This is a genomic window from Escherichia sp. MOD1-EC6475 (assembly GCF_003046645.1).
GTDB lineage: Bacteria > Pseudomonadota > Gammaproteobacteria > Enterobacterales > Enterobacteriaceae > Escherichia > Escherichia ruysiae.
In genome coordinates this window covers 1-10,954 of record NZ_PZKQ01000014.1, presented here as the reverse complement: position 1 = coordinate 10,954, position 10,954 = coordinate 1, and the positions used below count along the sequence as shown (strand labels likewise).

At 46.7% G+C, this 10,954-nt stretch carries 10 protein-coding genes and 2 pseudogenes; 4 read left to right on the top strand and 8 right to left on the bottom strand.

Translation table 11 applies throughout. The annotated features are described in order from the left end of the window. Window positions 1-119: IS1 family transposase (locus A7589_RS04735; protein ID WP_000685268.1), on the top strand; the 119-nt coding region annotated here is incomplete at its 5' end. 7 nt (window positions 120-126) lie between these two features. Here the strand turns inward: A7589_RS04735 and A7589_RS04730 are convergent. The 7 genes from A7589_RS04730 to A7589_RS04700 form a co-directional block, all read right to left on the bottom strand. Continuing rightward, window positions 127-414 (bottom strand): Rossmann-fold NAD(P)-binding domain-containing protein, encoded by a 288-nt coding sequence (locus A7589_RS04730; protein ID WP_108188745.1) that lies wholly within the window; start codon window positions 412-414, stop codon window positions 127-129. A 115-nt stretch (window positions 415-529) separates the two neighbouring features. After that, window positions 530-2,197 carry an energy-dependent translational throttle protein EttA gene (gene ettA / locus A7589_RS04725; protein WP_032306836.1) on the bottom strand — a complete coding sequence of 556 codons (1,668 nt, stop codon included), beginning with the start codon at window positions 2,195-2,197 and terminating at the stop codon, window positions 530-532. A 192-nt stretch (window positions 2,198-2,389) separates the two neighbouring features. Then, window positions 2,390-3,037, bottom strand: coding sequence for a TorD/DmsD family molecular chaperone (locus tag A7589_RS04720; protein WP_042004624.1), 648 nt, complete (start codon window positions 3,035-3,037; stop codon window positions 2,390-2,392). Window positions 3,038-3,119: 82 nt separating this feature from the next. After that, window positions 3,120-5,543, bottom strand: coding sequence for a DMSO/selenate family reductase complex A subunit (locus tag A7589_RS04715; protein ID WP_042004625.1), 2,424 nt, complete (start codon window positions 5,541-5,543; stop codon window positions 3,120-3,122). Between the two features lie 38 nt (window positions 5,544-5,581). Beyond that, on the bottom strand, window positions 5,582-6,409 hold the full coding sequence (locus A7589_RS04710; protein WP_033550846.1) for a dimethyl sulfoxide reductase anchor subunit family protein: 828 nt from the start codon (window positions 6,407-6,409) through the stop codon (window positions 5,582-5,584). 2 nt (window positions 6,410-6,411) lie between these two features. Next, window positions 6,412-7,038 carry a DMSO/selenate family reductase complex B subunit gene (locus A7589_RS04705; protein WP_032306837.1) on the bottom strand — a complete coding sequence of 209 codons (627 nt, stop codon included), beginning with the start codon at window positions 7,036-7,038 and terminating at the stop codon, window positions 6,412-6,414. A gap of 150 nt (window positions 7,039-7,188) precedes the next feature. Continuing rightward, on the bottom strand, window positions 7,189-8,157 hold the full coding sequence (locus A7589_RS04700; RefSeq protein WP_165797959.1) for an IS5 family transposase: 969 nt from the start codon (window positions 8,155-8,157) through the stop codon (window positions 7,189-7,191). A gap of 34 nt (window positions 8,158-8,191) precedes the next feature. Between A7589_RS04700 and A7589_RS04695 the strand changes: the two are divergent. The 3 genes and pseudogenes from A7589_RS04695 to A7589_RS04680 form a co-directional block, all read left to right on the top strand. Further along, window positions 8,192-8,428 (top strand): annotated as a pseudogene (locus tag A7589_RS04695) (metallophosphoesterase); the annotation flags it as partial. Further along, window positions 8,425-9,127: pseudogene (locus tag A7589_RS04690) on the top strand (hypothetical protein). The pseudogenes A7589_RS04695 and A7589_RS04690, both read left to right, overlap by 4 nt. 301 nt (window positions 9,128-9,428) lie before the next feature. Continuing rightward, on the top strand, window positions 9,429-10,691 hold the full coding sequence (locus tag A7589_RS04680) for a hypothetical protein (RefSeq protein WP_033550853.1): 1,263 nt from the start codon (window positions 9,429-9,431) through the stop codon (window positions 10,689-10,691). Window positions 10,692-10,790: 99 nt separating this feature from the next. On the opposite strand, the gene A7589_RS04675 is transcribed toward A7589_RS04680, so the two are convergent. Continuing rightward, on the bottom strand, window positions 10,791-10,954 hold a 164-nt coding region (locus A7589_RS04675), incomplete at its 5' end, for an IS1 family transposase (RefSeq protein ID WP_000507499.1).

Sequence of the window (10,954 nt, the reverse complement as noted above, 5' to 3'; positions counted from 1 at the left end):
ACCTGAATCTGAGGCAGCACCTGGCACGGCTGGGACGGAAGTCGCTGTCGTTCTCAAAATCGGTGGAGCTGCATGACAAAGTCATCGGGCATTATCTGAACATAAAACACTATCAATAAGTTGGAGTCATAACCCGGGAAGTGTAATATCAGCAAAGCGGAAAGCCGCGCGGCTACCGGCGGTTTTTTGTGTGGTTCCCAAACAGCAAAAAGCGGCGTCAACGGGTTCAGTCAGCGTATCAAGCAGAATTTGAACATCACTGCCCGTTGGGTTAATCACTTTGTTACCCGCATTTGACAGCGGGTGGCGCGTCGGAGCGTAAATGCGTTCAATGCGCGGATCGGATTGCAGCATAGCGAGTAAATGACTGCCGATTAATCCGGTTGCGCCTAATAATAAAACGTTTGCAGGCATCTCTGCTCTCCTCAAGTGATTAAGCCCGTTACGCTCAACCTGAAAAAACGCCCCTAAATTAAGGGGCGTTAATGTGTGTATTGATAAAACATCCGTTAATAAGAATAGATCAGAATTATTTGGCGATCTTCTTATATTTGATACGATGAGGTTCAAGCGCTTCTGCACCCAGCGTACGCTTTTTCCAGTCTTCGTATTCAGTAAAGTTACCTTCAAAGAATTCCACTTTACCTTCATCGCCGTAATCAAGGATGTGCGTAGCGATACGATCAAGGAACCAGCGGTCATGGGAAATGACCATGGCGCAGCCCGGGAACTCTAACAGGGCGTTTTCGAGCGCACGCAGCGTTTCGATATCCAGATCGTTAGTCGGTTCGTCGAGAAGCAGCATATTTCCGCCAACTTGTAGCAGTTTAGCTAAATGTAAGCGACCGCGTTCGCCGCCGGAAAGCTCGCCAACGCGTTTGCCCTGATCGGTGCCTTTGAAGTTGAAGCGACCGACATAAGCGCGGCTTGGCAGTTCAAAGTTACCAATGCGCATAATATCCAGACCGCCGGAAACTTCTTCCCAAACCGTTTTGCTATTGTCCATACTGTCACGGAACTGATCAACGGAGGCGATTTTTACGGTATCACCTAAAGTGATTGTGCCGCTGTCAGGCTGCTCCTGACCGGAAATCATGCGAAACAGCGTTGATTTACCAGCGCCGTTCGGGCCGATAATACCGACAATGGCACCTTTTGGAATCGCGAATGATAAATCTTCTATTAGCAGACGATCGCCATAAGATTTTTTCAGATTCTGAACTTCCAGCACTTTATCGCCTAAACGAGGGCCGGGCGGAATGAACAGCTCGCTGGTTTCATTGCGTTTTTGATATTCAACGCTATTGAGCTCATCAAAGCGGGCAAGACGCGCTTTACTCTTAGCTTGACGGCCTTTTGGATTCTGGCGAACCCACTCAAGTTCTTTCTCAATAGATTTGCGGCGAGCGGCTTCGGAAGAGGCTTCTTGCTCCAGACGCTTATCTTTTTGCTCCAGCCATGAAGAATAGTTACCTTCCCATGGAATACCTTCACCTCGGTCAAGTTCCAGAATCCAGCCTGCGACGTTATCAAGGAAGTAACGGTCGTGGGTAATGGCTACAACGGTGCCTTCATAGTCATGCAGGAAGCGTTCCAGCCAGGCAACGGACTCTGCGTCCAAGTGGTTGGTTGGTTCGTCGAGCAGTAACATGTCCGGTTTTTCCAGCAGTAGGCGACAAAGTGCAACGCGACGGCGTTCACCACCGGATAAATGCTCAATTTTGGCGTCCCACGGCGGAAGGCGCAATGCATCAGCAGCACGCTCCAACTGGTTATCCAGATTATGTCCATCGTGAGATTGAATGATCGCTTCCATTTCGCCTTGCTGTTTAGCCAGCTTATCGAAGTCTGCATCCGGTTCTGCGTATGCCGCATAAATTTCGTCTAAACGCGTTAAGGCATTTTTGACTTCACTGACGGCTTCTTCAACTGCTTCTCTTACGGTTTGCTCAGGATTCAGCTTAGGTTCTTGCGGCAAATAACCAATTTTAATGCCCGGCTGCGGACGCGCTTCACCTTCGATATCGGTGTCGATACCGGCCATAATGCGTAATAGCGTGGATTTACCTGCGCCGTTTAAACCAAGCACACCAATTTTGGCGCCGGGGAAGAAGCTGAGAGAGATATTTTTTAGAATATGTCGCTTCGGAGGAACAACTTTTCCGACACGATGCATAGTATAGACGTATTGTGCCACAGTATTAGGAGCCTCTTAATTACGGGGTTTCTTAATGGCGCCGATTAGAGCATGGAGGGGAAGACTTTGCCATGGTGATCGGCATATTTTCCTCAACCTGATAAAACCGTGAGTTGAGACTTTTGAACGCCGGCACACGAATGGCAACCTCATGGCCCCCATTAGATAAAATCCGTTTGTAAAAGTTTAAGATCAATAATATAGCGTGCGGGGCCGCGGGGTAATCTGCCATTGATGTTGCTGATCTTTTAATATCCGTTTAGTGACTTTTCCTAATAATGCATATAGAGGCGTTTCAGCATGGGCGGTGAGCAATTCGCAAAAACGGCCACTCCATGGCAATAAATGATCGCGTAAAAATTCGCGTATTGTGCGCTCGGTGGTTTCTTCCGGATAATCTCCCCATTGTTTTAATAGCAAGGCGAGTACTGATAAACATAATCCAATGTGGTCAGAAATTTGCTGTTCATCGGTACAAAGTATAATGCGGTGGGATTTCAAAAAAGCGGTTAATGCATGAGTTGAGCGCTGTAATAGCAGGTTCTCTTCCGTCAGATAAACCGATCCCCATGGAACGGCTTTTGGCATCCCAATGCCAACGAATAAGGCTAAATGGTCAGCCTGCAAACGCTCGAGAGCATCTTGATTTTGTAAAAAGGTGTTTGTCTCGTGAATATCCATGTCCCATTTACTGTGCCAAAGATTAAGAATATCGCTGTTTAACATATTGTTGATTAGTGCCTTTTGTGGTTCAAAGCAAAAGAAATGATACAAAAGGGATAAGCTGACCAGTGACAATTCACGCTCAGTAATAGCTTCAGTTTCTATACGATGGCTCATTTTATTCACCTATAAAAAGAGATAGATTTCCGGCTAAAACGAAATCAATGAGTTAGCCTCCATTGAGAGGCTAACGTTGAATTTAAATCGGTTTGACTTCGACCAGATTGGTTCCTTGAGGGTTGGCTTTCGCTAAGGCCGTCGGCTTTAAACGAGTGAGGGTATTAATGCATCGACCGATATCAATGCCTTTCTCATCCGGCTGATACCATGCACCTTCGCCCATCGCTACAACGCCGGGCATTATTCTTGGCGTAATGCGTATTGGAATTTGAATCGTTCCGCGTGCGTTATAAACATGCACCATCTGCCCTTGAGCAAGATGACGAGCCTTTGCATCAATAGGATTAATCATTAAAACATCGTCAATGACTTCCCGCAGCCACGGAACGTTATGAAACGTTGAGTGTGGGCGTCCTTTTGATTTAAATCCAATGAGTTGTAAAGGATATTGCTCTCTTAATGCCTCATCGGCATAGCTCTCCCACGTCGGCGTATATTGCGGCAATGGCGTAATCGTATCTCCCGCCGGCAGCGTCCATGTTTCCGCAAGTTTGGCTAGTTTATGGCTGTAAATCTGAATTTTACCTGATTCTGTTTTCAGTGGATTGAGGGCCGGATTTTCCCGAAACGCTTTTAACGTATATCGCGGTGCGAGAGGATCAAACGGAAGACGAACGGTTTTTTCTCGTTCTAAAATCTCGATAGGCGGAAAATTCGTGTGTTTTAAACGGCTTTGGTTATACAGATAGCGTTGCCAGTCATCCCAACTGCGCCCTTCAGTAAATTTTTCGCGGAGACCAAATTTGTCGGCAAGATCGGCAAAGACATCGTAAGGATGGCGGCACTCGTACATAGGATCAATGACATGTTCAGTCATAGTCAAATGCGTTGAGAAGGCCACAATACGAGAGTTTTCCAGCCAAGTAATATCCGGTAGTAAAATATCCGCAAATTTAGCGCTGGCTGTCATGTGATTATCCATCACGAAAATAAACTCTAACTTGCTTTCATCGGCCAATATTTTGGCCGTTGCATTGCAGTCAGAGTGCTGATTTAACAGCCAGTTGCCTTGATACATAAAGACGCATTTTACGTCGGTATCTAATTTAGGTGCGCCTTTGATCCCATCGGTTAATGCCGTCATTTCATGGCCACGTTCTACGGCTTCCAGCCATTTAAAGCAGGGAACTTTTGCCGAAACCGGGTTTTTTCCGGTTGGCATTGTCATGACATCTGTTGTGTGGAACAAAAAGTCTGATGCGCCGTTATTCGTACCGGGCAAGCCGATTTTACCCAGCAAAATTGGCAGCATAAATATTGCTCTGGCCGTTTGTTCTCCGGCAGCCTGACGCTGGGGGCCCCAACCTTGAGCAATATAGGGCGCTTTCGCGTGGCCAAGTTCACGTGCTAACTGATAAATTTGTTCTTCCGGAATGCCGCAGATTGCGCTGGCGTATTTTGGCGTTTTTGCGATACCGTCGATGCCTTCACCCAAAATATAAGCTTTGTATCCCAAACGCTTATCTAACGGAGGAATATTTTTTTCGCTATCACCCGGTTCTTCGTCATAACCGTAACAATGTGTTTTCAGAAAGTCGTCATCGGTAAAACCTTCCGTTATCAGTACCCACGCAATTGCTTCAACTAATGCTGCATCACTTCCCGGGCGAATAGCCAGCCAAAGATCTTCCCGACCACAGGCGGTATCTGTGTATTGAGGATCAATAACGATTGTTCTGGCGGAGTTTTGCTTTTTGTACCATTGATAATGGTAAGTATCGCTGCCACCGCTCATTCGCGTATTGGCCGGATTATTTCCAAAATAAACAATCAGATCTGAACGCGCCATTTCCGTTGGTGCGCTGCCGAACGTATAAGATTTATCGCCGTAAGTATATTGAGAAGCCGTATCAATCTGGTGACTACTGTAATTACCTTCCGGCGATAGGTAGCCGCCGATCATATTCAGAAATCTGGGAACATAGTGATAAGAACCGTCCGGTTTTCCGTAACCGATTCGGCTGAAGATTGCCTGATTACCATATTCACGGATGATATGACTTAGCTTATCGTGCACTTCCGTTAGTGCTTCTTCCCAACTGATGCGCTTAAATTTACCTTCGCCACGTTTGCCGATGCGTTTCATTGGGTATTTTAATCTGTCGGGAGCGAAGGTTCGTTTATGCAAAGATCGGCCGCGTAAACAAGCTCTGACTTGATGGCGACCAAATGTATCATCGCCTTGGTCGTCCGTTTCAATACGTTTTATTTCACCGTTTTCAGTCACGATTTTTAATAAGCAACTGGAATGACAATGTGCCCAGCAATTGTGCCATTTGGCAACTTCACCTACGTGAGTATCAATAACAGCCGCAGCGATAGCATTCATAGAGTGAGTCGATAAATAGGCGCCCATACCGAGAAAAGAGCTCAGTTTTAAAAAGCGCCTGCGGGATAAATCAGAATGGTCGACTGCTTGCGTTATATTTTGTTGTGTAGACATAATAAAATCCTTATATCGCGGCGTTAAGTCCGATTGCCTTAAAGCTGTTGCAGTAAAATAAGTTCATAGAAAAAGACTCTTCCTAAGAGCTCGGCAATAATGACAGCCGTTGTTACAGCGGCTAACTTGCCCGTTATTTGCGTGGATAAATTCATTAAAAGGCAGCAGAGAAATGCGGATGCCAATAACAGGATTCGAATAACTTGAATAGCTTTAAGCCATACAGGAATTGCGCTAACTTCTCCGTTTAGAGCAAACAAATAGCCACAGGAAAACAGGATAAATAGAAAGAGTACCGCGCCCCAAATGGGTTTCATGATGTATATGAACGATGTTGAACTCCCGTTTCTGTTACGAAATGCGTACAACAGAAGGGCGCTTAATAATGAGCCGGACAAAATACCGCTAAATACAAAGTTAATAACGGTCCACGGCGTAGACCAAAGAGAAACTGTTGGTAAAAAATAAACGTTTGCGATGGCAAATAGAACACCGATGGCTGCCAGTGCCGCCAGAACAGCGCACAGGAGCAGTGGCGCTCCTTTTACTTTTTTCAATAGTAAGAAACTGGTGCTTAGGCCAAGCAAACTAAAAATGAGCACCATGACGATCTCGAGGCTCATGGGAGAAAGATGTTTTAGGCCAAAGAGTACGTTTAGGGCTCTTAATGGTTGGCCTAAATGTGTTAACGCGGCGAGCCCCGCCAGTGCTAACAGCGGCCAAAGAGAGAATATTGCCAGTGAAAATTGTTGGCCTGAGGTTTGTAGCTGAGCGGCAGGGATCAGCTTAATTAACCAAAGCAGAATAAAGCTACCGGCAACGGCTTGCATAAGTACGGTAAAGAAGACCAAAGGTAATTCATGCATAGTTATAGCTCCGATTTATTAACAATCGTTCCACGATACTCTGACGTTGGCTTCCCATGAGGATTGGGATTGATCGTGATAGACGGTTGGGTAAACGACGATTGGGGAAGTGGGGCGATATCAGTAATATCACCATATTTTTCTCTTAGTTCGTCGATTGGCCCAAAATCGAGCGCCCGTAACGGACACGATGAAACACACAGCGGTTTTTTATTTTGTTCGATTAATTCATAACAGCCATCACATTTTGTCATGTGTTTCTTCTCGCTGTTATACTGCGGCGCTCCATACGGACAGGCCATTTCGCAGTATCGACAACCGATACAAATTTGCTCATCAACAACAACTAAACCATCCTGTGTACGCTTATGCATAGCGCCGGTAGGGCAAACTTTGGTACAGGCCGGATCGGCGCAGTGATTACAGCTGACGGAGAGGTAATAAGCGAAAACGTCTTGTCGCCAGATATCTTTTCCGGCTTGAGTCCAACTACCTCCGGCGTATTCATATACCCGACGAAAATTGACACCAATAGGCAGTTGATTTTTATCTTTACAGGCAACCTGACAGGTTTTACATCCTGTACATCTACTGCTGTCGATATAGAAGCCATATTGTTTTTGTTTCATAGCTGCCACCAAATTAGAGTGAATGGTTATTACAGTTTGGAGGCATAGTGGTTGATGCTGTGGATTGTTTCTATACGGGATTTCCACATGTAAACGGTTTTGTTGAATAAATAAGATTTCGTGCGAACGACCCTGTAGCTGGCTGGATTTTCAGGCAATACGCACGCTTTCTGGCATCCCAGCCTTTGTCATCCTGTTCAACGCACGCACCATGGCCATAGCTTCCGCTACCTGACCATCGTAGTCACGCAGCGTCAGTGAATCTCCCAACAACTGCTTCATTCTGTACATTGCCGTTTCCGCTATCGAGCGACGGTTATATTCCGTTGTCCATTTCCACCGTGCATTGCTTCCGCTCAGCCGCTGATTAGCAACGGCACGGTTGCGGTCTGCGTACTCACCGGGCCAGTAACCTGCTCCTTTTCGGGGAGGAATAAGCGCGCTGATTTTTTTGCGGCGCAGTTCATCGTGACAGAGCCGGGTATCGTAAGCCCCGTCTGCCGCGGCTGCCCTGATTTTTCTGTGAGTCTGCCGGATAAGGCCCGGGAAGGCTTCTGAGTCCGTGACGTTATTCAGCGACAGGTCTGCACAGACAACTTCATGTGTGTTGCTGTCAACAGCAAGATGCAACTTTCGCCAGATACGACGGCGCTCTTTGCCGTGCTTTCTGACTTTCCATTCGCCTTCACCAAAGACCTTCAGCCCGGTGGAATCAATCACCAGGTGTGCGATTTCACCCCGGGTGGACGTTTTGAAACTGACATTAACCGACTTTGCCCGCTTACTGATACTGGTGTAATCCGGGCAGCGCAACGGAACGTTCATCAGGGCAAAAATGGAATCAATAAAACCCTGCGCAGCCCGCAGGGTCAGCCGGAATACGCGTTTAATCACCAGAACGGTGGTGATGGCGAGATCAGAATAGTGCTGGGGCCTTCCTCGTGATGAAGGCGTTGCCGACTCATACCAGGCCTGAATCGCCTCATCATCCAGCCAGAAAGTGAGGGAGCCACGGTTGATGAGAGCTTTGTTGTAGGTGGACCAGTTGGTGATTCTGAACTTTTGCTTTGCCACGGAATGGTCTGTGTTGTCGGGAGGATGCGTGATCTGATCCTTCAACTCAGCAAAAGTTCGATTTATTCAACAAAGCCATAATGAATATCAATTCGGTAAGGAGGTGCCGCTTTTCAACGTTGTCTGGGCGCGCGAGCGTATCAGTGATTCGATGGATGATATTGGTGGCGAAATTTCTGGCGCAGATCGTTTTATCTTTGGTCACACTCCGGTGAAAAGCCCGAAGACATTCTGGAATCAGCATTATATCGACACAGGTGCCGTATTTTGCGGAAACCTGACATTGATGAAAGTGAAAGGTGATGGTGCAGCATGAAGATTGCTTTAGTTCTTCGCTCTGGTGGTGACTATAACGCTTCCGATGTGCAGTGGCTTGTTAATCAACTGCCAAAAGGCTATGAAATTATTTGCCTGACAGACCTGAAGCGTTTACATGTACCTGGCGTCAAAGTTGTCCCATTGATCAACCAGTGGCAAAAGTGCCGTGGCTGGTGGGCGAAAATCGAGTTGTTCCGACCGGATATAACCGATGATCTGTTCTATCTGGATTTGGACACGGTTATTGCCGGTGATATACGCCCAATCCTAGAGAATCCACCAACCAGCTTCACCATGCTTAGGGATTTTTACCATCCACAATATCGTGGCAGCGGTGCCCTGTGGATACCAAATAGTGTAAAAGCGCATATCTGGAGTGCATTCTGGCAAGATCCGGAAGGTTGGATTGCTCGTTGTGTTACTACTGAATGCTGGGGTGATCAGGGGTTTTTGCGGAAGGTTATGGGTGATGATACACCAGCATTTCAGGATCTGTATCCGGGATGGTTTGTAAGTTACAAGGCCGATGTTGTGGAACCTGGTTCGAAATATGCGAGCGCGCGTTACTCCAGGGGGAATGGGGCATTACCAAAAGACTGCCGAATAATCTTTTTCCACGGCAAACCGCGACCTCGCGAAGTGTCAGAGGATTGGCTTCCCCTTATCAGCTCATTTTTTTGAGCGAGAATCAGAATAATATTGCTCTAATAATTCATTATTTTTAAAACGTGATGTACACTCATCATGTTTTTTATTAGAGCAATCTACAAGGTGCACTATGTGGCCATTCCGACGGAAATATCACTACTGGCTGATCGCCTTTGTTACGCCGACCGGCGGTATCAGGCATGTCATCACCAGGTATCGCAACAAGAGACTCACCTTAGCCAGAATTTTACAGGCTGCCATAGGTGAGGGACTGGATACAAATTGCGTAGTCCTTCCACCTTCATACTTAGGAAAAATGACCGAAGCACAAGCTAATACGGAACTTTGAAATGAGCACTTCAGCACAAAACCAATCAATCGAAAATGTATCTATCCCTGATGTCCTGAATGCCGGTATCCCGGCCATTATCCAGAACATCCGGGCCGCGCAACGCCGCGTTAGTTGTGATGACCTCACAGCACGTTTTTTTGATAATGCGGTTCAGTCAGCGGAGATGCTTCACGCACAGCTTATTGATGTTTATAACGCAGAAGCTGATAGCCATAACTCCCTGGTAGATGCAGCTGAAAATATGCAGTTGGATCTCGGTCTGAAGGGTAAAGAAATTGAAGAGCTTCAGCTGCAAATTGAACATTTGAAACGCCAGCAACAGGACGCGATCGACGATGCGACGCATGACGCCAACCAGCGTGCTGATAATGCCGAACGTATAAGCATTGAGCTGGAAACAAAACTCAATGAAATGACCGCGATGGTTGAACTGCGGAACTTACAGATTTCAACGCTAAAATCTCAATATAAAGAGATCATGAAACTTGATCCTTTTAACCTTGAGAAACGCTATAACAAAGCTAAAAGCGAGCGACAGGAACTGCGTAAGCAGGTCGCCGACCTTAACCAACAGCTCAAAAAAACTATTAAAGATGCAAGCGAGGCGCGCGTGGCATTTGCTAATAAAAAAGCAGAGGTTACCGCGCTGGTTAATGAGAATGCCAAATTTGCGACGCTCAAGAAGGAAATGTATGGCATTACTGAGCGCCGTTTCCCTGCAAGCAAACTTCATCCGACGTTAGGGCAAATCTCCTTCTTCCCGCGCCTCCTGGCTTATGGGATCTCATCGCCTAAAGAGTTCAATAACGAGCGTCCTTATATCGTTTCTAAGCTGGACTTTGCTTATCAGTTCTGCTGCGACATGGGCTATGCCATTGATATCCGAATCAACGAATGGTTGATGCCAAACTTCCAGCCGTTGGCAATTTTCCGCGAGTTTCAGCCGGAAGGTTGGGTAGAGTTCTTCCATGAATTGATCTGTAAAGAGATGGAAAGCCGCCGCCCGGAATTGGTCCGTCGAGTTGAGTGGGCGCAAGAGGTTATGTTGGCAGATGCAGAGCTGCCGTTCGAACCGGAATTCATTGATGATCTGGCAACTAAAGGGCTGCATACCCTGTTTGATGTGGTTACCCGCCGTCATGAGCAGTTGGTTGTCGAATTGGGTTTAGAGGAAACTGCGGCAAGAAGACTTCTCGATGTTTGCTATGCACGTAGCGATGCATGGGAAAAAGAGAACGGCGGCACTATTTACGTTCGCTGATAGTTACAGTGTCACTTTTAATGCTGGTGGAGTGCTCCCACCAGCATTTTTTTCGTCCAATGAGGAGGGCATTTGAGTATTTTCGGTAATGACTCCAACTTATTGATAGTGTTTTATGTTCAGATAATGCCCGATGACTTTGTCATGCAGCTCCACCGATTTTGAGAACGACAGCGACTTCCGTCCCAGCCGTGCCAGGTGCTGCCTCAGATTCAGGTTATGCCGCTCAATTCGCTGCGTATATCGCTTGCTGATTACGTGCA